Origin of the sequence: Streptomyces sp. NPDC052101 (assembly GCF_040680235.1) — a bacterium.
In the GTDB taxonomy this organism is placed as follows: domain Bacteria; phylum Actinomycetota; class Actinomycetes; order Streptomycetales; family Streptomycetaceae; genus Streptomyces.
Window position 1 is genome coordinate 48646 of the sequence record NZ_JBFAWH010000034.1, and the last position, 24180, is coordinate 72825.

22 protein-coding genes and 6 pseudogenes are annotated in these 24180 nt (G+C 69.1%); 17 read left to right on the forward strand and 11 right to left on the reverse strand.

All coding sequences use genetic code 11. From position 1 onward, the window contains the following. Positions 1-95: 95 nt before the first annotated feature. The gene (locus AB0L75_RS36710) at positions 96-857 is read right to left on the reverse strand and encodes an alpha/beta fold hydrolase (protein ID WP_365190177.1); all 762 of its coding nucleotides are present in this window, start codon (positions 855-857) and stop codon (positions 96-98) included. Positions 858-1111: 254 nt separating this feature from the next. Between AB0L75_RS36710 and AB0L75_RS36715 the strand changes: the two genes are divergently transcribed. The 5 genes from AB0L75_RS36715 (at position 1112) to AB0L75_RS36735 (ending at position 5723) form a co-directional block, all read left to right on the forward strand. Continuing rightward, positions 1112-1420, forward strand: coding sequence for a phosphopantetheine-binding protein (locus AB0L75_RS36715; protein WP_365190180.1), 309 nt, complete (start codon positions 1112-1114; stop codon positions 1418-1420). Continuing rightward, on the forward strand, positions 1417-3753 hold the full coding sequence (locus AB0L75_RS36720) for an amino acid adenylation domain-containing protein (RefSeq protein WP_365190183.1): 2337 nt from the start codon (positions 1417-1419) through the stop codon (positions 3751-3753). The genes AB0L75_RS36715 and AB0L75_RS36720 overlap by 4 nt, the downstream gene beginning before the upstream one ends. A gap of 36 nt (positions 3754-3789) precedes the next feature. After that, the gene (locus AB0L75_RS36725) at positions 3790-4086 is read left to right on the forward strand and encodes a hypothetical protein (protein ID WP_365190241.1); all 297 of its coding nucleotides are present in this window, start codon (positions 3790-3792) and stop codon (positions 4084-4086) included. Between the two features lie 178 nt (positions 4087-4264). Next, entirely contained in the window at positions 4265-5233 is a 969-nt protein-coding gene (locus AB0L75_RS36730; protein WP_365190186.1) for a DNA-binding protein, read from the forward strand. A 10-nt stretch (positions 5234-5243) separates the two neighbouring features. Then, positions 5244-5723, forward strand: coding sequence for a hypothetical protein (locus AB0L75_RS36735; RefSeq protein WP_365190189.1), 480 nt, complete (start codon positions 5244-5246; stop codon positions 5721-5723). 309 nt (positions 5724-6032) lie between these two features. On the opposite strand, the gene AB0L75_RS36740 is transcribed toward AB0L75_RS36735, so the two are convergent. From AB0L75_RS36740 to AB0L75_RS36750, 3 genes are all read right to left on the reverse strand, one after another. Next, the gene (locus AB0L75_RS36740) at positions 6033-6500 is read right to left on the reverse strand and encodes a hypothetical protein (RefSeq protein ID WP_365190192.1); all 468 of its coding nucleotides are present in this window, start codon (positions 6498-6500) and stop codon (positions 6033-6035) included. A gap of 231 nt (positions 6501-6731) precedes the next feature. Then, positions 6732-6911, reverse strand: coding sequence for a hypothetical protein (locus AB0L75_RS36745; RefSeq protein ID WP_365190195.1), 180 nt, complete (start codon positions 6909-6911; stop codon positions 6732-6734). After that, positions 6908-7309, reverse strand: a complete 402-nt coding sequence (locus AB0L75_RS36750; RefSeq protein WP_365190198.1) for a hypothetical protein — start codon at positions 7307-7309, stop codon at positions 6908-6910. The genes AB0L75_RS36745 and AB0L75_RS36750 overlap by 4 nt, the downstream gene beginning before the upstream one ends. Positions 7310-7802: 493 nt before the next feature. Here AB0L75_RS36750 and AB0L75_RS36755 point away from each other — a divergent pair, with 493 nt between their 5' ends. Both AB0L75_RS36755 and AB0L75_RS36760 read left to right on the forward strand, forming a co-directional pair. Beyond that, positions 7803-7937 carry a hypothetical protein gene (locus AB0L75_RS36755; RefSeq protein ID WP_365190201.1) on the forward strand — a complete coding sequence of 45 codons (135 nt, stop codon included), beginning with the start codon at positions 7803-7805 and terminating at the stop codon, positions 7935-7937. A gap of 34 nt (positions 7938-7971) precedes the next feature. After that, the gene (locus AB0L75_RS36760) at positions 7972-8925 is read left to right on the forward strand and encodes an aminoglycoside phosphotransferase family protein (protein ID WP_365190204.1); all 954 of its coding nucleotides are present in this window, start codon (positions 7972-7974) and stop codon (positions 8923-8925) included. Between the two features lie 314 nt (positions 8926-9239). On the opposite strand, the gene AB0L75_RS36765 is transcribed toward AB0L75_RS36760, so the two are convergent. Then, positions 9240-10346, reverse strand: coding sequence for a hypothetical protein (locus tag AB0L75_RS36765; protein WP_365190207.1), 1107 nt, complete (start codon positions 10344-10346; stop codon positions 9240-9242). Positions 10347-10652: 306 nt separating this feature from the next. On the opposite strand from AB0L75_RS36765, the pseudogene AB0L75_RS36770 reads away from it, so the two are divergent. Then, positions 10653-11051: pseudogene (locus AB0L75_RS36770) on the forward strand (hypothetical protein); the annotation flags it as partial. Positions 11052-11189: 138 nt separating this feature from the next. Here the strand turns inward: AB0L75_RS36770 and AB0L75_RS36775 are convergent. Further along, positions 11190-12341 carry a hypothetical protein gene (locus tag AB0L75_RS36775; RefSeq protein ID WP_365190209.1) on the reverse strand — a complete coding sequence of 384 codons (1152 nt, stop codon included), beginning with the start codon at positions 12339-12341 and terminating at the stop codon, positions 11190-11192. Next, positions 12338-13777, reverse strand: coding sequence for a hypothetical protein (locus tag AB0L75_RS36780; protein ID WP_365190212.1), 1440 nt, complete (start codon positions 13775-13777; stop codon positions 12338-12340). The genes AB0L75_RS36775 and AB0L75_RS36780 overlap by 4 nt, the downstream gene beginning before the upstream one ends. Before the next feature lie 449 nt (positions 13778-14226). Between AB0L75_RS36780 and AB0L75_RS36785 the strand changes: the two are divergent. Both AB0L75_RS36785 and AB0L75_RS36790 read left to right on the forward strand, forming a co-directional pair. Beyond that, positions 14227-14601 (forward strand): annotated as a pseudogene (locus AB0L75_RS36785) (transposase); the annotation flags it as partial. Between the two features lie 44 nt (positions 14602-14645). Beyond that, a pseudogene (locus AB0L75_RS36790) lies at positions 14646-15074 on the forward strand (recombinase family protein); the annotation flags it as partial. A 32-nt stretch (positions 15075-15106) separates the two neighbouring features. Here the strand turns inward: AB0L75_RS36790 and AB0L75_RS36795 are convergent. Together AB0L75_RS36795 and AB0L75_RS36800 are read right to left on the reverse strand one after the other, a co-directional pair. Beyond that, positions 15107-15406: a hypothetical protein gene (locus AB0L75_RS36795; RefSeq protein ID WP_365190215.1), complete on the reverse strand. Its 300-nt coding sequence runs from the start codon at positions 15404-15406 to the stop codon at positions 15107-15109. Positions 15407-16249: 843 nt separating this feature from the next. Beyond that, positions 16250-16906: a TetR/AcrR family transcriptional regulator C-terminal domain-containing protein gene (locus tag AB0L75_RS36800; protein WP_365190218.1), complete on the reverse strand. Its 657-nt coding sequence runs from the start codon at positions 16904-16906 to the stop codon at positions 16250-16252. Between the two features lie 65 nt (positions 16907-16971). Here AB0L75_RS36800 and AB0L75_RS36805 point away from each other — a divergent pair, with 65 nt between their 5' ends. Continuing rightward, complete coding sequence (locus AB0L75_RS36805) at positions 16972-18234, forward strand: beta-ketoacyl-[acyl-carrier-protein] synthase family protein (protein ID WP_365190221.1); 1263 nt, start codon at positions 16972-16974, stop codon at positions 18232-18234. Continuing rightward, positions 18231-18326 (forward strand): annotated as a pseudogene (locus AB0L75_RS36810) (IS481 family transposase); the annotation flags it as partial. The gene AB0L75_RS36805 and the pseudogene AB0L75_RS36810, both read left to right, overlap by 4 nt. A gap of 115 nt (positions 18327-18441) precedes the next feature. Here the strand turns inward: AB0L75_RS36810 and AB0L75_RS36815 are convergent. Continuing rightward, on the reverse strand, positions 18442-18864 hold the full coding sequence (locus AB0L75_RS36815; protein ID WP_365190224.1) for a polyprenyl synthetase family protein: 423 nt from the start codon (positions 18862-18864) through the stop codon (positions 18442-18444). 544 nt (positions 18865-19408) lie between these two features. Between AB0L75_RS36815 and AB0L75_RS36820 the strand changes: the two genes are divergently transcribed. The 5 genes and pseudogenes from AB0L75_RS36820 to AB0L75_RS36840 all read left to right on the forward strand — a co-directional run bounded on the left by AB0L75_RS36820 (position 19409) and on the right by AB0L75_RS36840 (position 23996). Further along, positions 19409-20020: a hypothetical protein gene (locus tag AB0L75_RS36820; protein WP_365190226.1), complete on the forward strand. Its 612-nt coding sequence runs from the start codon at positions 19409-19411 to the stop codon at positions 20018-20020. Between the two features lie 271 nt (positions 20021-20291). Next, positions 20292-21184 (forward strand): annotated as a pseudogene (locus AB0L75_RS36825) (DUF4158 domain-containing protein); the annotation flags it as partial. Between the two features lie 10 nt (positions 21185-21194). Continuing rightward, the gene (locus AB0L75_RS36830) at positions 21195-21443 is read left to right on the forward strand and encodes a Tn3 family transposase (protein ID WP_365190229.1); all 249 of its coding nucleotides are present in this window, start codon (positions 21195-21197) and stop codon (positions 21441-21443) included. 280 nt (positions 21444-21723) lie between these two features. Beyond that, positions 21724-22089, forward strand: a complete 366-nt coding sequence (locus tag AB0L75_RS36835; protein WP_365190232.1) for a hypothetical protein — start codon at positions 21724-21726, stop codon at positions 22087-22089. Positions 22090-22121: 32 nt separating this feature from the next. Next, on the forward strand, positions 22122-23996 hold the full coding sequence (locus tag AB0L75_RS36840; protein ID WP_365190235.1) for a caspase family protein: 1875 nt from the start codon (positions 22122-22124) through the stop codon (positions 23994-23996). 82 nt (positions 23997-24078) lie between these two features. Here AB0L75_RS36840 and AB0L75_RS36845 read toward each other — a convergent pair. Continuing rightward, positions 24079-24180, reverse strand: a pseudogene (locus tag AB0L75_RS36845) (IS5/IS1182 family transposase); the annotation flags it as partial.

Below are 24180 nucleotides of genomic sequence, written 5' to 3' on the forward strand. Positions count from 1 at the left end.
ACGCAACGGTACGGCCTCGTGCCGCTCACCGGCCGGCACACTCCGCGAGCTGCCGGCCGGCGGGTGCGGGTTGGGCGACGGGCCTGCGCCCGTGCTCAGACGCCGGCCGCCAGGGCCTCGCGGATGGCCGCCGCCAGTTCCGCCGGACGGCTGCTCGGCATGTCATGGCCGCCCGGCAGCGACACGACCCGGAACGGCCCGGTGGTGAGCGCCGACCAGGCGTCGATCTGGGCGCGTTGGACGGTGTGGTCGTCGCGGCCGAACACGGCCACCGTCGGAACCGGGACCGGTTCGTTGGCCCCGCCCTCGTACAGCTCCAGCTCGTAGGAGTCGACCAGTTCGTAGTCGGCGCGCAGGGCGGGCTCGACGATGTCGAGCAGTTCCTCGTTGGCGAGGAGCTGCGACGGGAGGTACCCGTCCGTCACGACCTGCTGGAGGAAGTCCGGCCGCGGCAACGCCCAGGTGGGCTCGCGGCGGACGCTCCCAGGAGCCGGGTGCGAGGAGACGACCAGCGCCCGCACCCGGGCGGGGTCCAGGCGCCGTGCCACCTCGTAGGCGATCGCCGAGCCGGCGCAGTGCCCGTACAGCACCACCGGCCGTCCCTCGGCGTGCTGGAGCAGTTCGCCGGCAAGCTTGTCGGCGAGTTCGGGCATGACGGTCTCCACTGGATCCCCGAGCCGGGACTCCCGGCCCGGGAGGCGTACTCCGAAGGCGTCGAACGCGTCAGAAAGTTCGATGCACAGCTGACGCACCGAGGTCACGCCGGCGCCCGCATGCGGAAAGGCGTACAACGCGCACTCTTTGAGGCCATCGTGAGGGACACCGACGAACCAGCGACTTTTCGTGTTTGTTCCCATGCAGGCAAGGATGACCAGTGGCCGCGGCCCACGGGCGTCAACCCTGACTGACCTCTGAAAGATCCTCGGACAACGGCCGCTCGCCACGGCAAGACTGACACCCGGTCGGACCCCTCGACCGGGTGAGCGCGGACCCCCGCTCGTGCCGACGAGAATCCGCCGCCGGTGCGGTATGCAAGCCGTGGCCGGCAACAGGGAAGCAGTGAACGCCAGCTGAAGACGCAGAGCACCGAGAGAGAACGCAGGAGCAAGTGGTGAACAACTTCGGATCGGTCGGGGTGGCGAGCCCGGACCATGCCGGCCACGACGGCCCGGACCTTGAGCTGCTGCGCGCCCACGTGCGGGTTCAGTGGGCCGACGCACTGGAGCACGACCGCTTCGGCGACGACGAGGACTTCTTCGAGGCCGGCGGGAATTCCCTGCTGGTCGCCGGCATCATGGCCAAGCTCGGGGCCCTGGCCGGCACGCGCCTGTCGCTCCGGCTCTTCTTCGACCACCCGACGGTGAACGAACTGACCGGCGCGCTGACGGCCCATGGGGCTTTCCGGGCGCCGGCCCGGTGAGCGCCCCGCCGGCGTCCGTTCCGGGCGCCCCCTGGAGCGGGTGGAACAAGACAGCGCGTCCGTTCCGCGACGACGCCACGATCCCCGGGCTGGTCGCCGAGGCCGCCCGGCGGTACCCGGACCGCCCGGCGATCGTGACCTCCGACAAGCAGGTCCTCACCCACGGCGAACTGGACCGCCACTCCAACCGGCTGGCGCGGCTGCTGCGCGAGCTGGGACTTGGCCGGGGCTCCACCGTGGGCGTCTACGGCGAGCGCGACGCGTCGGCCCTCGTCGGACTGCTCGCGGTGCTCAAGTGCGGTGCCTCCTACGTCCCGCTCGACCCGTCATGGCCCGCGTCCCGTGTGGTCGGGCTGCTCGACCAGCTTGGCGTGGCGGCCGTGCTGACCGACCGCGTACACCTGCCCTCCGTACAGGAGTTCCGGTGGGAGGTGCCGTCGCTTCGCCATGTGCTGTGCCCCGACATCCCGGAGGAGTTCTCCTGGTCGGCCACTTTCCGGCGCGAGCAGGTCGAGGACCTCTTCGACTACGTGTCGGGCTCCCCCGACCCGCTCGAAGCGGCCGGCTTCAACATGCGCCGCTCGGAACGGCCCTTCAACGAGGACGACGTCCGGGGCTACCAGGACCACGTGGCGCGGTTCGTACGGGCCGCGACGTCCGCCGAACGGCCCTCGGTCCTGGAGATCGGGTGCGGGTCCGGCCTGATCGTCGAGGCCCTGGCGCCATGGGCGTCCCGCTACGTCGTCGTCGACCCGTCATCGGTGTCCGTGGCCCGGAGCCAGGAGACCGGGGTCCGCGCCGGAGGCGAGGTCGACGGCGTGGTGTGCTTCGCCGATGAGGCCGCCGAGCGGGTACACGGCCCGTTCGACGTCGTCGTGCTGGCCAGTACGGTGCAGTTCCTGCCGGACCTCGACCACCTGACCGGCGTCCTCGACTCGCTTCTCGGGCTGCTCGCCGACGACGGCGTCATCGTCCTCGCCGACCTCATCGACCCCGGGCTCAGCACCTGCTCCGGCCTTCGGGTGCCGCCCCGCTTCGTCGAGCGCCTCCCCGAACTCCTGCCCGGGGTGGCCCACGCGAGCGTCCAGCGTCGCCGGGCCGAGGAGTTCACAGGCGAACTGGCCGAGCGGTACGACGCCGTCATCCGCGTCGAGCCGTCCCGGGACCGCGCAGCGCCGGGCCGCGAGCCGCTGTGGACGGGCCATCATGTCGGCCTCCGCCCGGCCGCCCCCCTCGCCATCGGTCCGACGGCCGAGGACGTCTGCTACACCATCTTCACGTCCGGCTCTACCGGTGCGCCCAAGGGAGTCGTCGTCACCCACCGGTCGGCGGTGAACCTCATCGACTGGATGAACCGCGCCTATGGGGTCGGGCCCGCCGACGAGATCCTTTTCGTCACGTCCTTCTGCTTCGACCTCTCGGTCTACGACATCTTCGGCGTGCTGGCCGCCGGCGCGACCGTACGGCTGGCGTCGGCGGCGGAACTCGCCGAGCCGGACGCCCTGGTGGACCTGCTCGAACGGGAGGCCATCACCATCTGGGACTCGGCGCCCGCCGCCCTGGCCATGGTCATGCCCTTCGTCCAGGCCCGCGAGCCCGCCGGGCGCGACGCGCTCCGCCTGGTCCTTCTCAGCGGCGACTGGATCCCGGTTCCGCTGCCGGACCAGATCCGGGCCGCGTTCCCGAACGCCGAGGTGGTGGCGCTGGGCGGCGCCACGGAGTGTACCGTCTGGTCGAACCACTACCGGGTGAGCGACGTCGACCCCGCGTGGCCGAGCATCCCCTACGGGAAACCGATGCAGAACGCCCGCTACTACGTGCTCGACGGCGACCTGCGGCCCTGCCCCCTCGGCGAGGAGGGCGATCTGTACATCGCCGGCACATGCGTGGCCTTGGGCTACGCCGTGGCCGCCCGTCTCACCGCCACCAAGTTCCTGCCCGACCCGGGAGCCCTGCGCCCCGGCGAGCGCATGTACCGCACCGGTGACCGTGCCCGCTGGCTGCCGAGCGGCGACCTGGAGTTCCTGGGCCGCCTCGACGACCAAGTCAAGGTGCGCGGCTACCGGATCGAACTGGGCGAGGTGCAGAGCGCCCTCCTCCAGTGCCCGGGCGTCCGGGCCGCCTCGGTGGTGGCGCCCACGGGGCCGGGCGGGCGAACGCTGGCCGCCTTCTACGTGCCGACGGCCGAGCCGCTTTCGAAGGCCGAGGTCGTACGCGCCCTGCGGACCATCCTGCCGTCGTACATGATCCCCACGCGCGTCGTCGCGCTCGACGAGCTGCCCCTGACCAGCACGGGCAAGGTCGACCGGGCGGCCCTTCTGCGCCGACTGTGAACCCCCGGGCGGTCCCGGCCCCCATCCCTCGACCCCATGTCCCCGATTCCCGACAACCCGATGGAAAGGGACAACGATGACGGCGGGACCTCCTGGATGGTCCAGACCGCCGAGCGCCGGATCAACCGCCCGCGAGGTCAACTCGCCGGTGTCTTCCAGGAGTTGGAGTACTCCCTCGGCCTGGACGACCAAGGACCGCTGGTCCTGCTGACCGGCTGCCAGACGGCCGCCGCGCTGCGGCGCACCGGCCGCACCCGGCTGACGACCCGGCTTCGCCATCGCAAGGTCCGCGGCGCCGGGGCCGGGGTCCCGCCGGTATTCCTCCAGGATTGAACGCTGAGGAATCGTGGCTGGTCGGGCGCCTTCAGCCGCTGTAGCCACCTGTTCGTCGTGCTCGCACAGCACGCGCATCGCGGTCGCGGGCGAGGGGTGTTGGCCCTTCTTCTTGCCGGTGGTGGTGGGTCTCGCAGATGGGCGCATGCTGCAGGCGCAGGCGAGAGACGACGATCCCATGCACCGACGAACCATCCTCGGCGGCGCGGTCGCCACGATGGCGGCCCCCGTCCTGGCCGCCGCGCCCGACACACACGACCCGACCAGCGGCCAGGCCGCCGCGCTGCGACTGAGCACGTCGGCATATCGGCGGCTGGACGGATCGACGCCATCCCGGTACCTGTCCGAGCCCGTAAAGACCCACCTGCGGCTGATCCAGACCATCACCCACCAGGCCACGGACAGCGACCGATCACGTCTCACCGCCGTCGTCAGCGAGGCCGCGAGCCTCGCCGGATGGCTCGCCCGGTACATGGGCGACAACGGCTCCGCCCGCACCTGGTACGGAACAGCGATCAAAGCGGCCCGTTCCGCCGGCGACCCGCTGCTGACCGCCTACCAGGCCGGATCGCTCGCCCAGTTCGAGGCCCACGCCGGGAACGGCGTCCAGGCCCTCAACCTCACGACCCGGGCACGACGCGCGCTCGGCGACCGCCGCCCCGCCGTCGCCGACGCCTGGCTGTCCAACGTGGAGGCTCTTGCCCACGCGGCAGCCGGAGACCAGCGCCGCGCCGACCGCGCCCTGACCTCATCGCGGGCAGCCGTTGCCACCATCCCCACCGAGGAACCGCCGCCCTGGCCGTGGGTGTTCACCTTTGCCGAAACCAAGGTGTCCGCCGCCCGCGTCGCCTGCGGCGCACGTCTGGGACTGCCCGACCGGGTACTCAGTGAAGACACAGAAGCCCTGGCCACCGGACACGCCGAACAGCGGGCGCTGCTCGTCCTGGACATCGCGGCCGGACATCTTGCCGGCGGACGGGTAGAGGCAGCGTTCGCCCTCGCCAGTCGCGCCCTAGACACCGGACTCAAGTACCGGTCGGGGCGAATCGTGGAACGTGCCCGGGACGTGCGCCGTACCCTCACGACGACCACGGCGCCCAAGGCGGTGCGGGACTTTGACGAGCGCCTACACGGCGTCTACCTGTAGGAGGACAGGCATGCGGGTGGGCATCACCGGTCACCGTGGGCTCAGCACGGAGGTTGAAGAGCGCGTACGCGCCCTGCTCGATGAGGCCGTGAACAGCTTCGACGCCACCGAGCTGGTCGCCGTGTCGTGCATCGCCGACGGACCCGACTCCTGGTTCGCTGAAGCCGTCTTGAGGCACGGCGGCCGCCTGGAGGTAGTCGTGCCGGCCGCCGAGTACCGCGAGAGCCTGCCGGACTGGCACCACCCCGTCGACGACCGGCTCCTGTCCCACGCCGCTGACATCCATGAGACCGGCATGACCGAGTCGACATCGCAAGCACACCAGGCAGGCAGCGAGATCCTCGTCGGCCTGGTGGACGAACTACTCGCCGTATGGGACGGGAAACCAGCGCGGGGTTACGGCGGGACGGCGGACGTCGTGGCCTACGCGGAACAAACCTGCGTCCCCGTGCGGGTGCTGTGGCCGGGAGGCGCCAGCCGCTGGAGATGAACCCCACGGCCCTGTTGCTCGACCTCGCGGCCCGGGCCCAGCGCATGAGCGACCCGGACACGCTGCATGACTTGCTGTCTGTGGGCCACCGCGCCTGCTGCGAGGGCGTTACCGATGTCCAGGCCGGTGTTGACCGAGAGACCTCAAGCCTGTCCGACGCCCAGTTGGCCGAGCGGTGCGCCGCTGCGGGCGCGGCGTGGGAGGAGTGGCTGACGCGCGTGGCACATTCCATCGGCGCACGTATCCGGATCAAAAGCCCTGATACCCCCGACGACTGGGGGAACCAGGGCCAGTATCAGGCGGAACGGCTCAGCCGCACTTCACCTGAGACACATCGTCGTACGCCTGGGCGGTGGAGCTGCCTTCCTCGTTGAGGATCGTTCCTTCAGTCACGGTCTGGAAGTCGTGGGTTCCGTCCCCGTGACAGTCGTAGTCGTAGTCCAGGGAGAGATCTTCCGTGGCCCCGGCGGACTTCTCGTCGTTGGCTACGGTGTCGTACTCGTGGAACCACAGGATCCAGTAGTCCTCCCCGATCTGGGAGAACATGTCGATGTTCGCCTGAGGTGTCAGGCAGGACGTCAGGTTCGAGCTGTAGACGTCGGTGTCGATGTTGTAGATGACCACGTACAGACCGCAGCCCGTGGGCAGCTGCGCCGGGGCGGCCGTGTTCACCGTCCGGGTCTTCGCCCGGGGCTGACCCTTCTTCGTGTAGGGCGTGACGGTGACCTTGTCGACGTGCCCGCCCCGGGCCTCGATCTTCTTCAGTTCCTGCCGCACCTGAGGCGGCAGCGATCCTTTCACCGGTGCGGCCGATGCCGCCCCCGCTGTTCCTACTCCCAGCCCCAATGCCGCAAGGGCGGCAGAGGCAGCTAACACGGTGATCTTGCGCAGACTGTTGCGCATGTGATCTCCCCCATCCGAATGGGATGTAGCGGACGCAGGAGACGCTACGGGCACACAGGCACCCCACAGCTACCGCACACAGGATCCCCGGCAAACGGGCGCAACTCACGCATCATCGCTGGCCGGATCGTCGTCTTCTGGCTCGAACTCGCACTCGTAGGCATCCTGTCCGGGGCCCGTCAGGTTCTCGCGTTCGGGCCACGTCACCTCCGGAGGCGTCAGCCGGTACGGAAGTTCCTTGCGGGGGCGGTCGTCTCCGGCCGCGTTCTTCGTCCGTACTGTCATGCGGCGGTTCCTTTCGTCATCTCACGGCCGCGTTCGTACACGGCACCGGTGTACAGGTTGCGCTGATGCGGCTTCAGCAACGACACCATGTTCTTGACCCGGTCGTCACACCGCCCCGACTGAACGTGCCGGTAGTCGTCCAGCACTCCATGCCAGTCCTCGCAGGCCCCTTCGAGCCGGCCGATCTGTAGCTTCCGCTCGGCAAGCATCGAGAGTTCGAAGCGGACCTGTCCGGTGTGGTAGTTCAGCGACGACGGGTCGTAGGACCCGAACGTCTTCGCCCTCGACTCCGCCTTGTCCATCGCCGCCTCCGCCTTCTTCATCTTCAGCAGCGGCGTCACCAGATCGCCGTCGGCACCCGTGAAATCCGGGCTGTCCGTGAAACCGGCGTCGTACAAGGTGACCGGTCTGCGGAACCTACGTGACGGGGCTCCACAGATCAGTTCAGGGACCGGCCGGCGCGGGACGGTGCCCCCGAGCCATTTCGGGACGGAGGAGTCGTCGTAGCGGACGGCCTGGTGCCGCTCCGCCCCGATGCGTTGGATCTGCCGGATGAATTGGCCCCTGGTCCAGCCGGTCTCTTCGTACAGCGCTGCCAAACGATCACTGGGTGCCGCCATGACGCTCCCCGCAATTCACGGAACTCACGGTGCCGTGCGCTCTCTACCGTACTCACGCTGCGCGTCCTGCAGTTGACTGAACATCACGGTCGCCGGGCAGTCCGTCCCCAGGGCTCCCCCACCCCGGCGGCATCGAGCGGCAGCGGGCCGCAGGTGCACGGCCCTCCCCCGTGCGCCCAGGAAGGCCAAGAGATCCTGACCGCGATCACGGCGGACGAGGAGTTCGCCGCGTTCGAGGCCGCGACGATGGAGTACTCCGACGACTGGCGCTGTGACAGCCGGACTCACCCTGGAATGGAGCCCTGGTGGCACCGAGGGCGCCGTGAACCGCATCAAGAAGATCAAAAGGCAGCTGTACGGACGAGCCGGATTCGAGCTGCTTCGCAAGATGATCCTGCTTCAGTGACCGGGTGCCGACGTCCGGATGATGAGGTGGCACGGTGACCAACCACGATGAGGCGGTGGCCGTCCGACCGTTGACCCTGGCTTGGGTGCGCCGGCACCTGGAGGCCGGCGAACGGATCGTCAGAACCGAGGCGCTGCAGGGCGGCATCACTGCCGAAATGCGGCGGCTGACCATCGGCACGCGGGACGGAGGCACCCGTGACCTGGTGCTGCGGACCTTCGTCAACGTGGAGCACGCCGAGGACTGGCTGAAAAGGGAGGCCGACGCCCTGACCCTGCTCACGGGGACCGGCGTGCCGGCTCCTGGACTGGTCGCGGTTGATCCGACCGCCGCGCATTGCGAGTATCCGTCGCTCCTGATGACACATCTGGCGGGACGGACGTTCCTCGACGATGAGGGATGGGAGACGCGCGTCCCTCTGCTGGCCCGGCAACTCGTGGCGATCCACGCGTTGCGACCCGCTGAGCGGCCCCGGGAGTATGCGGCGTTGACGACCGCCGACACCGTCGTCGTTCCGAAGGGCGCCGACGCGGCGGCATGGGCCGCGGCGATCGACGTGATCCGCCGGCCTGCACCGCCCTATGAGGGGCGATTCCTGCACCGGGACTTCCAACCCGGCAACGTGCTGTTCGACGTGCCACCCCCAAGCCCGGCAGGCGCACGGATCACCGGCGTTGTTGACTGGGCAGCGACCTCCTGGGGCCCGGCGGACCTCGATGTGGCGCACTGCTCCACCAATCTCGCGCTGCTGCACGGCCCGGCGTGGGGTCTGCGGTTCCCTGAGGCGTATGAGGAGGCCGGCGGGGTACTGGCCGCGACTGCGAACGAGCGGCTGTACTGGCGGGTGCGGGACGCGCTGGCGTTCTCAGAAGAAGTGCAGTCGGTGGCGCAACCATGGCGGGAGGCCGGCAGGACAGAGCTGACGACGCGAACCGTGGAGGAGCGGCTGAATTCCTATGTCACCGCCCTGATGTATGCGCTGGGCTGAGCCAAAGCAGCCCGGGATACGGGCACGGCAGCGAGCGCCGGGCCCGGCTGCCACGTCCGGCAGCGGAGCCGAGCCGATCGCACACCCGCACCTGGGCCCCGAGTACGGGCTGGCTCCCGGCCGACAACTCTGCGACGCCTCCGAATCGAACGGCAACACCACTCGCCGTAACAGCTCCCCAAGATCTGTGCCAGAACCGAGAACGGACAGCAGATGTTCACCACTTAGGGAGGCACTGCTGTCCGGCGCTGTTCGATTGCAGCACAGTCACCGGATAGGCCGGAGATCGGGTATCGGGGCCTTCTGTCAGACGGCTAGAAGATGCGGGTACGCATGTGCTGTGTGAGGTTGTCGAGGATCTCGCGCAGCCACGGGCTGCGTACGGCCGGCAGCCGGACCAGGGTGTGCTGGAACGTCCCCGAGTCGGCCCGGAACAGGTGATGGGGGCGCGGCGGGAGCGGGTCGTCACGCAGGACCCCGTCGGGTATGGCGCCCGGCGTGGGAACGGGTAGACACGGCTGGGGGAAGGCCAGCGACAGCCACATCCCGAACGGCAGCGGCACCGGGTACGCCGATGCGGCCGGGCCGGCGGGGGCCCAGGTCTGACCCGTCTGCGGATGTACCGGCACGAGGATGATGTCGACGCCCGCGTCGGGGGCAGGCATTCCCGGTCCCGCCAGCGCGGCGCGCCGCTCCAGCGGACCTGCGGGCAACAGGGCGTCGAGGGTGCGTTGGAACACCTCCTCGGTCGGGCCGCCCGGGACGGCCACCGGCCCGCCTTGCGAGGCTGCCAGCAGGTGGGCGAGCGCCTGGCCGGCTGCCGCCTCCCACTGCGGGCTCCATGACCAGTAGTGGCTCGTCCCCAGCAGCCCTCCCCACGTTGCGACCGGCTCGAACGGGGGCGTGCCTTTCCCCTCCGCCATCAGCTCCTCCCAGGAGAGCGGGGCTGCATCGGCGTCGTTGACGAGGAGGCGACGCACGGCGTTTGGGGCGAGCCACACCGCCTGCCAGAGTGAGCAGTCGTCGATCCTGCTCGCCACGGGCAGGCCGCACGCCTCGCAGACCATGTTGGGGCCGTCGGCCCCGTCGAGGCCGCAGCATGCGCCACCGCGCTTCTCCGGGATCAGTCGGGTGCCGCGGACATCTCCGGGTGCGATGACGATGGCGCCGGGCACGCCGTCGGACAGGGCGTAGACGGGCGCGTAGATGCCGCGGGCCGCCGCCTCGTCCGGATGGATCTCCGCCCACATCCGCCACGGCGGCCCCCAGGGCTCCGGATCCACCGCGAACGTGCCCGACTCCATGAGCACCGGGAGCTGAATCCCATTCCCGTACTTCTGATGGGCATGGGCCGGCAGGGCAACCTCGGACAGCGGGACCGTCAGATGGGCGCCGCACCCCGCACACACGAAAACAAACAAAGATCCTCCGCCTGGGAAATGCAGGCATCGTCGCAACTCGGTGCCAGCCAGCCAACGTGTTTTCGCCCGTCACGGGACCGGAGCGCCGGCACGCACGTAGAGCAGCAGCACCACGAGGGGGTCGACTTCCTCAGCTTTCGCATCCAGCGGCACTGCAAGAGGGGGACGGAAAAGCAGTACGTCTTGACCTTCCGCAGCACCGCCTGCATCGACGTTCTACTCGGACAGGGTGGGCGAACCACTTCCGGCACTCGGCCGCCAAGGCGAGCCTGAACTACCTGGGCTACTACACGTGGCACCGGGGCCTCGTACCTCAGCCACATGCTGAGAGGCCAACGGGTCCCGGCCTGGCAGATCACCGAGCGGTTCGCTCGGGCCTGTGGCGCCGACCCGATCGTCCTGCAGACGCCTCGCGCTGGCGCCTTCAGGCGGCCCAGGTCACCGAGATACTCGAGGACGCCGCCACGTGCGACTGGCAGACACTGTTCCGCCTGGTCCAGGCCATGGGGGGAACGAAGGGAGCACCAGGTCGAACCACCCCCCGTCACAGCCGAGGCCGACCCACCATCCGCTGCGCCACGGCCGCGCCTGATCTTCGGAATCCGCCTGCTTCGAACGGACTTCGTGGTACGGGCACACCGAACCGGAGTGGGCGGGTGTTCAGGTTGCCATGGCGGACTTCGGCACGCCGCGCTGCGGCAGTAGGTCGGCCTGGGCGGCGCGGATGCTGTGCGGGGCCTGGGGGGGCGGCGCCAAGGGTGCGGCGGGCTGTCGCGTGATCATCGTACGGGCGGCGGCGCAATTTCCGCATTTATGGCGGCAGAGCAGCTGATCGCGCCGCCCTCATCCGGTCCGGGTTCGTCGTTGCTTGCGGTATCCGTCCAAGACGTCCTGGCGGAGCAGGTGACCAAAGCCGGCAGACTCCAGGCGCAGCCCCAGCTGAGCCTCATCGATGCCAAGATCGGCTGCGGTGTCAGCCAGGTGCCAGTCGTTGGCGGCAAGCCTGCTGAGAAGGTGACCGCGACGGACCTGGTTCTCCGACAGACGAAACGTCTTGAGGTAGGCGATCCTGCCCCTGTCGTCGGCGATGGCCTCACCGATGTGGTTCTCCTGCTTGGGACGGAACGGCGGCAGGAAGCGGGACAGCGTGAAGCGTCCCATCCGGTAGACCGACTGCCAGGTATACGCGTGCTCCAGCAGGCCGGTCGCCATGGTTGTGTCGTGAAAATGCGTCCAGGCATGTTCCTGGTCGGCAACTGCCGTGCGCAGGTGGGCCAGGGAGCGGATCTGCGCGTCGGGGATGCGGGCCCGGAAGTCCGGCACCGGCGGCATCAGCGTGGCGTAGTGGTGGATGAGTTCGCCGTACAGGTCCTGCAGGAGCGTCGGGTGGAGTGCGCGGTAGTCGTCGGGATGCGGTACCGCGAACGCGGCAGCGAGCGCGTCGGCGACGTAGACCATCACGCCACATTGGTTGGGGTGGATCTCGAAGATGCGCAGTGCGTCGGCGAGTCCGCGTACTTCGGCACCCACATAGGCTTCCTCGACGCGGGGGGAGAGCCCTTGGCGGATTGCACGCTGCGACCACTCCTCCCAGGCGATCGAGGGGCCGCCGAAGTGCAGTGCCAGGTAGCCTTCCAGAGCCAGGTGCATGGGAAGGAACCGCAGCCGGTCCTTGGCCTGGCGGCGGGCCATTCTGCGGTGGAAGCGCAGGCCCATCGTGTCGGCGGGAGCCGAGTTGCCGTCGGTGGAGAGCTGGGTGCCGTAGGCGGCTGCCGGCATGCCGTCACCAGTCCACGTGGCGACGAATCCGTGCGGGATGTAGGAGACATAGGCATGGCGCGGGCCGACCTCGACCAGACCGGCCACATCACCGTAGAGCTGAGGGCGCAGGCGGAGATCGTCGACAGGTTCGTCACGCACGAGCGGCACCAGACGGACGGCACCCCAGACCTGGGAAGGGCGGGTGGCCAGGCCGGTCAGGTCCAGTGTGGTCATCGCGCCTGCTCCTGCTGGTGTCCGCTCAGCATTCGGGCCGCACGGGTGTCCATGTAGGTGATCAGTTCGGCCAGGCCGGTCCGGCCTTCCGCGAACTGGGCGAGTTCCACCAGTGCGGGAAGGTCCTCGGCGTCACGGATGCCCGCGGTGGGCACCGTCGCGGACAGCCGACGCACCTCGAAATCGGCCGCGTCGTAGACAGGGTTGAGATGCACAATGCTGGTGCGACGCTCGGGGTCGAGCCGGGTTCGCCAGATGCGCAGCACTTCGGCGGCCAGGCCGGGAGGTGCGTTGTCCCATCCGTCGGAGACGATCACCAGCCTGGACGGGGTGGTGTCCAGGGCATCGAGGATCCGCCGGCCCACCGGCGTCGGCCCGTACGGGTGGGTCAGCAGTGCGTCGGTCCGCCCGGACGTCCACAGTCCGGTGTAGTTGCCGGCAAGGGCAGCGAGCAGATAGTGGCAGGCCAGTGCCACGGCCAGCGGTCGACGACGCTTGTGAGCGGAACCGAAGGCGGAAAAGCTGTCGTCCAGTACGGCGGTGACCTTGCCCCAGCTCTTCCGGTGGGAGCCGGCCACCCGGTCGGCGGCCGATTCCAAGGCGTGGGTCAGCTCGGCACGTCGGCGCAGGCGGTCCTCGACCGGCAGCGAAAGCACATAGGTCGCCAACCGGGTCAGCGGCATCCCGGCCAGGTCAGCCTGTACCACTGTGGTCCCGTGCCTGTGTGCGGACTCCTGCAACCGCAAGGTCTCCAGGCGGGTCATCCGCGGGGCTATGCGCTTCAGGAACACATCCCGGGGTATGCCGTGCTTGGCGGCGAAGCCCTCGGCAGCGGTATAGGGCAGCTCATACAGGGCTCCCTGCTCGTAGTGCGCGCGACGCCACGTCTCCAAGAGGGGTGTCGCGTAGTGCTTGCGGGTCAGCGGCGCGAATACAAATGCCCCCAGCTCTTCGGTGGCAGGGGCCAGGTGTGCGTGGCGAAGGGCTCGCTTGAGGCCGCTGCGGTACTTCACGGCGTCGAACGCCAGGTCAGGGCGGGCGGACAGCCAGTCGCGCATGATCGCGCGGGTGCGACGGTTGTTCACCCTGGCCCGGCGCAGGACATCGAACAGCCCGTACACACGTTGTGGCGGCAGCGTCGCCAGACGGGACGCGATCAGACGGCCCTCGCTGCGGCGCTGGTCGGCAGTGGCCTCACCGGTGGTCTCCAGCAGCCGCCGGATGACGAGGACTGCGTTGTGGTCGTTGATGTCGAGCGCGAGGACTCCGGCGTACAGGTCACGGTAGTTGCCCAGCATGTACGCATGGAGGAAGTCCAGGGACAGTCGCTGCTCGCCCGCGTCGCTGTGGAATTCACGCTGGCCCGTGGAGGTGATCGCCGCGTTGACGAAGAGCAGCACATCGTCGGCTGCGACGAGGTCCCCGTACGAATCCATCCCGTTCTTTCCTCAAGGGTGCGGATGCCGGCCGGGGAATGGGGGCACGAGCTGCGAATCATTGCTTCAGAGGCAGGTTCCGGAAGTCGCACCGGAGTCCCGCGGCCGGCCCCAGGACCGTAACAGAGCAGGCCACAAGCCCTCTACTGACTTCCCTTACCCGCTGGCACGAGGCGCTCCCGGACGCCGGCTGGACACCGGGCTGGGTCGCGCGAGGCGCGGCGAGGCCGAGCAAAGCGAGCACCGGCAGAGAGATCACGGGCAGAGAGATCACGAGCCCCCTGGTGAAGGCTGCACCACTGACAACGGGTCGCGGGCGAAGGACGGCTCGTGAGGTGGGGGAACGCGGGTCGAGGACGCCGTGCGTGCGACTGCCGCCTGCTAAGCGGAGGGTACGTCGCCTCTGGACGATGACGCCTACGACCGCCTGGTGCGCGGGATCGCCGCGCCAGCGGACCGCGTTGCCCTGCGAGGACGTCGCCGCCCAGATCGTCGCCGACTTGGCGGCGCGGATCCTGGCCTCGGACGACCGGCTCAATCGGATCGACAAGCGGATGGGCGAGGCCTTCCGCAGTCACCCGCAGGCCGAGATCATCGAGTCCCTGCTCGGGATGCGACCAATACTCGGAGCGGAGTTCGTCGTGGCCGCGGGCGATATGTTCGTCTACGCGGACGCCGGGCACCTGGCCTCGGCAGCCGGGCTCATGCCCGTTCCCCGCGACCCGGGCCGGTGGACCGGCAACCTTCACCGGCCCATGCGCTACGGCCGACGCCTGCGCCGGGGGTTCTACCTGTCGGCGCAGACCAGGGCATGTCAGCAGGGTAGCCCCAGCACGCAGCGAGAACCGCGGGCTTCAAGTATCAACGTCTCGGCGCCATCGCCGAGTTCGAGCGCGCCCTGGTGTCCGAGCGGACCAGGAACGGCCTGGAAGCCGCCCGCGCCCGGGGCCGCGCCGTACACGTACAGCGCGGCCCCAGCTCTCGTGTGCGCGCTGGTCCCCGGAGGAATGGGGGACCAGCGGCGCACGGGCGGTCGCACGAACCGCGGACCGCTCTCTCCCGAAAGATCTTCCCGCGCTCCGTCCATGGGCCGCCATCCCCCGCACGGAGGGCGCGCGGTGCCTGCGCCGGGCGCCCGGGGGCGGTTTCGGCCCGGCCGCGGCGGCCAGGGACACCAAGCAATCCCGCGTTTCCCCGGCCTGTGCACCCCACCCGCGCCTGTGCCGGAACACAAGCGGGGCAGCCGTTACCGACCCCGCACGCAGGTCAGTTCCTGATGGCGGCCACATCGCCCTGACAAAGAACGGACGGAGCGGCCTGAGCCACGGGCTACACCACGGTGTTGGGCGCCACGACCGGCTGGACCGACCCCGTGCCCACACTGGAATTACCCACTCCACTGACGGTCGGAGCGACCTGAGTCTCGGGGTGCACCGCGGTGTTGGGCGCCACGCCCGACTGAACCGTCCCCGTGCCAACCGTGGGATTGCCCACTCCACTGACGGATGCGCCGCCATGGTTGACGGACGTGCCGCCATGGCCGTGCGCCGAGGCCGAACCGGCGGCGGCCAGCGCGGCGACGGAAGCACCGCAGACGGCGACGGCGAGCCGGGAAATCGCGAGAGACACGCATACTCCTTATCTAGTGCCCGGCAGGCAACGTCTACCCGTCAAGGAGCGGCGCCAGATGCATGCTCTCGGCGGGCCAGCCGGAAGCCCTCATATGGGCGTACGTGGGCTTCCAGCCGGTGCAGCCAGAGGGCGTGCCGGGCGTCGCGACGGGGCGAACGGTCCCTGTTGGGGCACTAGTTTTCTAGAGGCGAATTGCTTTTTACATATCTCTCAACGAGTTACAAATTCTGAGGTTACTAACGTTACGTCATATGGCTTCCTCCTTCGGCGCAGGTTGACTCGCCGCCAGGAACACCGATGCGGACACCGATGCCGCTTCGTGCGGGGTGATCCGACCAGTACAGGGCCAGTGCGAGGGTGTCGGCCGCGTCCGAGTTCGAGGTCACGGCGCAGTGCGAGGTCGCCGTCTGCGCCTGAGAGACGCTCCTCCGATGAGCGGCCGGCGGATCCGCCCCGGACTCCCCGCCTGCTTCCCGGGTAGGACCAGCCTGGCCGACACAGCTACTGCGCGACGGCTCCTTCCCTGGAAGGCTCCAGGGCATGCCGGAGATCAGCGGGGTAGGAGTAGTTAGGTCAACTGCACCACAGCCAAGGGTGGTTGGATCCTGGCCGCATCTCATCCCTGCTTGATTCCTGACCCGCACTGCGCCACAAACCGCCTCTCCCTACTCAAGGCCGACACGGACCCGCGTTGCATGCAGTGGACTGGGAGGGAGGCCTCGAGTGATCGCTATCGACGGCCCTGAGCGGCACATCCGGCAGACGGGATCAGCCACCAAGAACCGGGCGCAAACCACCTTCACTCGCCTAAAGATCATGTATAGCTTCTACCGGGTCCGCTCACCGAGGCGCACCAGCTGCGGGATGTCCTGCAGCACTTCCCCCGCGCTCGGCGCAGTCGTGGATGGTCAATGCTCCGGCGAGGTCGAGGTCGGCGACAGTGCCGTGTGCCCCGGCGCGGACGAGCAGCACTGCCCCGAGCGCGGTGCTCCAGAACGTCCTGACCTCCACGCTGAGCGGTCGACGGGTCCTCCAGCCGCGACTGTCGATGCGCTGGCTCACGAAGCGCTCGGATTGCCGGAACAGCAACTGGAGGTGCCGGTCGACCACGGGGGCGAGTTCGGGCTTGGAGATCCCGGCGGCGAGTGCTCGCGCGACCGATGGGAGCGAAGGCATGGCCAGTACGGCGCGGGCGATGTTGCGTCGAAATGCCGCCGCATCGGGGGCTTGGCGACCGATGCGTTCAATCCGTCGGGCGTCGTGCAGCAAGCCGAGAAAGGCGGCGTGCACAAGCAGCGAGTCCTTGGAGCCGAAGTAGTAGGTGACCTGATTGGGGAAGACGCCTGCCGCGTTCGCGATCTCCGCGACGCTCACCTCAGCGCCGGGCCGCTCCTTGCAGAGCCGTGCAGTTGCCTCAATCAACCGGCGCCTCGTCGCGCGACCGCGGTCACGCGACCGAGCCGACGTTGATCGAGCTTCGGTTCGCTTCTTCTCCACACCAAAATTGTATGTGATACAACATGGCTCGTTCACTTGTATCGCATACAAGAAAGGCCCAGGACATGCACCGGACTGAAGTCGTCGTGACCGGACTCGGCACGATCACGCCACTCGGTGGAGACGTGGAGTCCACTTGGGACGCCCTGCTTGCCGGCGAGTCCGGTATCCGCGGCGGCGTCCTGCCCGGCCACGAGGACGCCGGCCTTCGCGACACCGTCGCGGGGACGATGGCGATCGACCCCGCCGCGTCGCTGCCGCCGGTGCAGGCCAGGCGGCTCGACCGCTCACAGCAGGCAGCCTTCACCGCGGCGGCCGAAGCCTGGGCCGACGCCGGTGCCCCGCGGGTGGACCCGGACCGGCTCGCATCAGCGATCGGCACGGGCATCGGGGGTGTACGGACGTTGCTGAAGGAAGACGACGTACTGGAGGCGGCCGGGACACGGCGCGTCTCGCCACGCACGGTCCCGATGCTCATGCCCAATGCGGCGGCAGCGCTGATCAGTATCGAATACGGCGCACGGGCCGGGGTCTACACGCCCGTCTCGGCGTGCTCTTCCGGTGCCGAGGCGATCGCGCTGGGGGCCAGGCTCATCCGTGCCGGCGAGGCGGACGTGGTCATCGCGGGTGGAACCGAGGCCGCAATCACCCCGATCACCGTCGCCGGCTTCGTCCAGGCACAAGCACTGTCGCGATACACCGCCGAACCCGCCTCAGCCTCCCGGCCGTTCGCCGCGGACCGCAGCGGATTCGTCCTCAGTGAAGGCGCGGCTGTCGTAGTGCTCGAAAGCGCCGAACACGCCAGCGCCCGAGGCGCGCGCGTCCACGCGGTACTCACGGGCGCCGGCATCGCCGCCGACGCTCACCACATCACGGCGCCCGCTCCCGACGGCTCCGGTCAGATCTCGGCCATGCGGAAGGCCCTCGCGCAAGCCGGCTTGGCGCCCGAGCAGATCAGCCACATCAACGCCCACGCCACCGGAACTCCGGTCGGCGACATCGCCGAGGCGCACGCGATCGGGAAGGTCTTCGGCCGCGCCACCGTGACAGCCCCCAAGGCGGCGCTCGGCCATCTCTTCGGCGCCGCCGGCGCAATCGAGGCGCTCATCGCCGTCCTCAGTGTGAAGCACGGCGTCGTACCGCCGACCCGCAACCTCACCACGGCCGGCGTCGACCCCGACATCGATCTCGATGTCGTCGCAGAGCGACGAGACGTCCCCCAGGAGGCCGTGCTCAGCAACTCCTTCGGCTTCGGTGGGCAGAACGTCTCACTCATCTTCACCGGCGCACGGCACCACGCGTCCCGTACGGTGTCGACCACACCATGACCCACGCGAACGCACCGTTGTCCGTGGAGGGTCGCCGCCGATTGATCGAGCGTTGCAAGACTCGTCCGATCGCGCATGTAGCCGCAGAGATGGTGGATGCTGCCCGGGCCGGGGTGGTGCCGGCGAGGACGGCGCCGATCCGGCAGGCCGCCGCCATCAGGACGGCCGTCTTCAGCCGCGCCATCTCCGTGTACGCGGCCACCGGAGTCACCGGAGTCTGCAGGTCGCCTTCCATCGCGACCTCCCGAGCCGTGCCCTCCACACCTGCCGGCCGGCCTCGGCCTGGATCCGCATCGCCGAAACGATCCGCCGGTGCGGAACGCCGCGCTGCACGCTCACGGCCGGCGCCTCGAACCAGGTGAAGAACAGCGCGTTCCCCGTCACGATCGCCGCCGCAGGGCCGAAGCGGCGGTGCGCCGCCGGGCGGCCGCGCCGGACGTCGTCGCCGTCGATCAGGTCGTCGTGCAGGAGGCTGCCGACGTGTGCGCACTCCAGCCGCCGCAGCAGGCGCGACCTGGGCGACGTCGCCTCCCACGGCGCCGGCGCTGTGAAGAAGAAGCAGCCGCCGCAGCAGCTTTCCGCCTGGCCGGTGCGGATCGCGGGCGACCTCTTTGATTCCCGAGGTCTCATCGGAAAGGGCTGCGAGGCCTCGCAATTCGCTCATGATGAGCCCGCCGGCCTTCGCTCATGATGAGCCCGCCGGCCTTTGGCTGCCGGCCTGAGGGGGTGCCTTTGGAGCTACGGGTGTGCATTGGGGGGTGGGTCGAGGCAGCGGTCCCCATATTCGTCATATCCGTCATATTCGCCCTCCAGACGTGTGGCCGGTCGCACCAAGATCCCTGCGCAGGCTCAGGGGGGCAGGAGGGGCGGGCGGACACAGGGGCGCACGTCAGAGGCGCGAGGAGCACCGGCTCCTCCCTCCCGTGCCTCCATCGGCACATGCCGTTTGCGTTCGGGGGACGACCGCCCGGAAAAGAGCATCGGAGTTGTCGAGGGGAGCCGAGTAGCCCGTACAGTCACAGCTCGCTGCGCCCACGTTGGCACCGTTCGCCAGACAGGTGCTCAGAGCCTCAGAGAGGCCATGAGGACTCTTCGGGCACTCTGGCCCTTTTGAGTCCGTGACTGAGTAGGGCGACGGTGTCGTCGGCCTGGGTGGCGGTGTTCGGATGGCTTCATGACGCTGACTTCCTCCGCCGCTCCCGCGGCGACCGCTTTCCGCCGCCGGTTCAGGGGCCAGGGGCTGTCCGTTGCCGGGGCCGCTGTGGTGTTCCTGCTCGTGGGGTCCGTCACGGGCTGCGCCGCCATGGAGGGTGGTCCCGTCCGTTCCGAGGCGCAGTTTCTGGAGCACGTACGGGACACGGAGGCCGCCGGCGAGGACACGGTTCTCTTCCTGGGCTCGTATCCGGATCACGTGTTCGTGGGAAGGTCCACGGACAGCGCATCCTGCGTGGACGATCTCGGTGTCGACCGGGATGGCATCCACCGGAACCAGCCGTCTGTCTCCTGGGCCCCGGATTTCGAGAACGGCGACGCCGGGTACCGTGCGGCGGTCGCCAACCTTCGCAGGTGGTGGTCCGAGCGGGGATGGAAGGTGACGACGGAGCCGGGGACCGACCCACTCACCGACAAAGCGACCGGCCTGCAAGAGATCCATACCACCGACGACCACGGCGTCGCGCTGTCGCTGAGCCCCGGCCGGCGTACCGGCGAGGGACTGGTCGTCGCCGACGGCGGCTGCGTCCGCCACGACGGCTACTGGGACGCATACGCCTGGAGCAGCTCCTGATGGGTCCGACCGCTCCGGCGACGTGTACACCGCCCGCCTTCTCGCCGACGGTGTGCTGCGCGCCCGCTGGTGACCCCGTCCGCACAGGGCGGGCAGCCGGTGCTGTGCATGGAAGTCGTCCACCCAGGCCAAGCGTCGGGGGTTGAGGAACCTCGGAACGAAGACCGGAGATAAGCCCCTGGAGGGCTTGAGAGCGCTTTGACCTGGGGTTCGGCGGGGGCGGACGGAGCCTTCGGCAGTCGGGTTGATTACTGACTGTCTGGAGGTCCGGGTGCCGGTCGAGTTTCTGACGGATGAGCAAGCCGCGAAGTACGCGGCGTTCGACGGGGCGCCGTCCCGCACGGAGTTGGAGCGGTTCTTCTTCCTGGACGACGCGGACCGGGCGTTGATCGAGCCGAAACGGCGGGCCCACAACCGGCTCGGGTTCGCGGTGCAGATGACCACGGTGCGGTTCCTCGGGGTGTTCCTGGACGATCCGACGGACGTGCCGCGGAGGTGGTCGACTACCTCGCCGAGTAGTTGGGCGTCGTGGACGCGTCGGCGCTGAAGGCGTACGGCGAGCGGGAGAACACCCGGCTCGATCACGTCCGTGAGCTGCGGCGGGTCCTGGAGTACACGGAGTTCGCCGAGGCGGAGGCTGAGCTGCGGGCGTGGGTGGATGCGCGGGCCTGGACGACCGGGGAGGGCCCGAAGGCGCTGTTCGACGCGGCGGCGGGGTGGCTGCGTGAGCGTCGGGTGCTGCTGCCTGGGGTGACGACGCTGGCCCGGCTGGTGGCTGCGGTGAGGGAGGCGGCGAACCAGCGGCTGTGGGACACCCTCTACGGGCTGCTGAGCACTGGTCAGCGGGCGGTGCTGGACTCTCTGCTGACGGTGCCGCCGGGCGCCCGGGTGTCGGAGCTGGACCGGCTGCGCCGGGGTCCGGTGCGGATCTCCGGGACACAGATGAAGTGGGCGTTGGAGCGGGCGGAGGAGATCGCGGCCTTCGGGATGGGCGAGGTGGATGTGTCCGCGATACCGCCTCGGTGGCTGGCGGAGCTGTCGCGGTACGGGGTCGACGGTAAGACGTCGCTGCTCAGGCGGCACGGTGACTCCCAGCGCCTGGCCACGCTGCCGGCCACTGCGGTCTACCTGACGTCCCGGGCGGTCGATGACGCCCTGGACCTATCAGGACGGCATGCAAGACCAGATCGGCGCCCTGGGCCTGGTCCTCAACGCCCTCGTGCTGTTCAACACGCGGTACATGGACGCCGCAGTGAACCAGCTGCGAGCGGATTGTTTCGACGTCCGTGACAAGGACGTGGCCCGCCTCTCGCCGTTCGTCAGGCATCACATCAACATGCTCGGCCGGTACCCCTTCCAGCTTCCCGACCTGCCCGGCGGCCTGCGTCCGCTGCGCGATCCGGACGCCACCGACGAGGAATGACCCGGGTCCTTGCCCGCACCGGCCGGACGGGAGGACCCCGGAGTTATGGCCAGGGGGTACGTCCGGCGGTGCGGCCACTGCGGCATGGAGCTGCAGATCCTGTGTTCCGGGATACACGAGTGGGCTTGGCCATCGGTGTGCTGGCGTTCCCCGGGCGGGTGAGCAGGTCGCGGGGGCTGGTACGTGCGGTCTGAGAGGTGGCCCTGTTCCGGCCGCCGAGCGTGCCGCAATAGTGTGGAGACCGCTTGTGTCACGCAAGAGGTCTGATGGGGGAGAGGCTGTGTCGGAGAACGTCTTGTCGGTCCGGATCGCCGGCGATAGCAGCGATGAGGATGCGTTGCGGTCGTTCGCACGGTGGCTCGAAGAGGAGCCGGAGATCCGCCGTCACGCGGTGATCACCTGGCCGGCCGCCGTACCCGGTGCCGGTGATATGGGCGGCGCGCTCGAGGTGGTGAAGCTGGTGCTCGACTACGGCTTCCAGCTGGCGAACCTCGCTCTGGCCTACACCGCTTGGCGTTCCACCCGGTCGGACGCACCAGCGGTAACAGTCTCCCGGGGCGGGGTGAGCATCACCCTGAGCAGCGGCGACGCCGAGGTTGTCGCCCGCTTGGTGCGCGAGCTGGAGGAAGCCCAACCGGAACAGTGAGAGCGCTTCCCGACCCGAACACCTCTCGCGCCGTGCTGATCGGCACCTGGCGATACACCGATCCAGCCCTGACAAACCTGCCGGCCGTCGCGGAGAACCTCACGGCCCTGGACCGGCTGCTGCGCGACCCCGGCATCTGGGGACTGCCGGAGACTCACTGCACCGTGATAGCTAACCCCGTCACTGCCGCAGAGGCCATGGACCCGATCATCGAAGCTGCCGCGCAGGCCACCGACACCCTGCTCGTCTACTACGCCGGACACGGACTCATCGCCCGTCGCGACGCCGAACTCCACCTCTCCCTTACCGGCTCCCGGCCTAACGCCAGCCACACCGCCCTCCCTTACGCGACAATCCGCGACGAACTCCTCGACACCCGCGCGCGGCGCCAGGTCGTCATTCTCGACTGCTGCTACAGCGGCCGTGCTTTGGGCCGCATGGCCCCGGCCGACGCGGCCACCGTCCTGGCCGACGAAGCCGCCATCGAAGGCACGTACCTGATCGCCGCCGCCGCCGAGACCAGGACGGCCCTGTCCGTCCCCGGTGAACGCCACACCGCCTTCACCGCCGAACTCCTCACCACCCTCGACCTCGGAATCCCTGGCCAAGGTCCTCACCTCGACCTCGACACCCTCTACCGCCACATCGAAACCACTCTCCGCGCCAAACAGCGCCCCCTCCCCCAGCGCCGCATCCGCAACACCGCCGACCGACTCGCCTTCCACAACCGCGCCCACGCCTCGACACGGCCAGCCCCCACCCCGACTGCTTCGGAGCCAGCCCCACCAGCCGACCCGCCCCGTCCTCACCCAGCCGACAGCACTCGCGACACCCCCCACAGGATCCGGCGGCGAGCGTTCATCGCGGGCGCCGTCGCGTTCGCCGGCGCGGGCACGGCCACCGGGGCTGCGCTGTGGCCCCGGGGAAAGAGCGGTGATTCGGTCCGCACCCGAAGACTCACCGACACCGACACCGAGGACGTGGCATTCAGCCCGGTCGGCCAGACACTCGTCACCATCGGAGAAAACAAATCGCAGGCCTGGGACGCGGCCACCGGCAAGATAGTCGCCGAGTCGTCCGATGAGCAGAATGGCCTGACGCTTCTGGTATTCAGCCCCGGCGGCAAAACCTTCGCAACCAGCGGCACGGACATCCGGCTGCGAGACGCGGCCACCGCGGTCCCCATCGCCACCTTCCCCTCCGTCGCGAACAACGACATAGTGCCGTTGGCGTTCAGCCCCGACGGCAAGACGCTGGCATGCGGCGGCGCGGAGGGGTCCTCCGTCGACGACACTGGTGACGCCTGGGACCTGAAGAACAGCTTCCGGCTGCTGGATACATCCACCGGCCGCGTCCGGGCCGCCTCGTCGGAATACCACCTACGCGCCGTAGCCTTCAGCCCGGACGGCAAGACGGTCGCATGCGCCAACAACGGCGGGTGCTGGCTGTGGGACGTTGCCGGTCGCCGTTTCGGCCACGACATCGGCCTGCGCGAGCCTACGCACGCGGTGCTCTTCACTCCGAACGGACGGCTCGTCACCGCAGGCGAGGGCGGCGTGCGGCTGTGGGATGCTGCCTCGCTGCGCGTCAAGGAGACACTCCCCGCAGGAACCACATACGCCGTGGCGCTCAACAGGGACGGCAGGACGATCGCCACCGCCGGACCGGACGGCGTACGACTATGGGACATGAACACCCGCCGCTCCACCGCCACGCTGACCGACAACTTGACGCAGTCCCTGGCATGGAGCCCCGACGGCAGAACCCTCGCTGGCGCCACCGCCCAGAGCAACTTCAAAATCACACACTATGGCACGCCGTACGACAGCGGATGCCTGCTGTGGCAAATCCCCGCAGGGCTCCTGCCCGCCTCCTCCGGAAAACCCCCGACCCACCCAAAGGAGTGACGCCCGCACAAGATCACCACCGTTTCCGGCTGGTGACGATCCTGCCGGCTTATTCGGTCAGAGGTCGTTTTCTCCCGATGTTTCATCCCGGGATGCGGATTTGATCCGGTGATGTCGGGTCGCGCCAGGAGATGGTGGCCTCGCCGGTCAGACGGCGGGCCATGAGGTCGGTCATAGCCAAGTG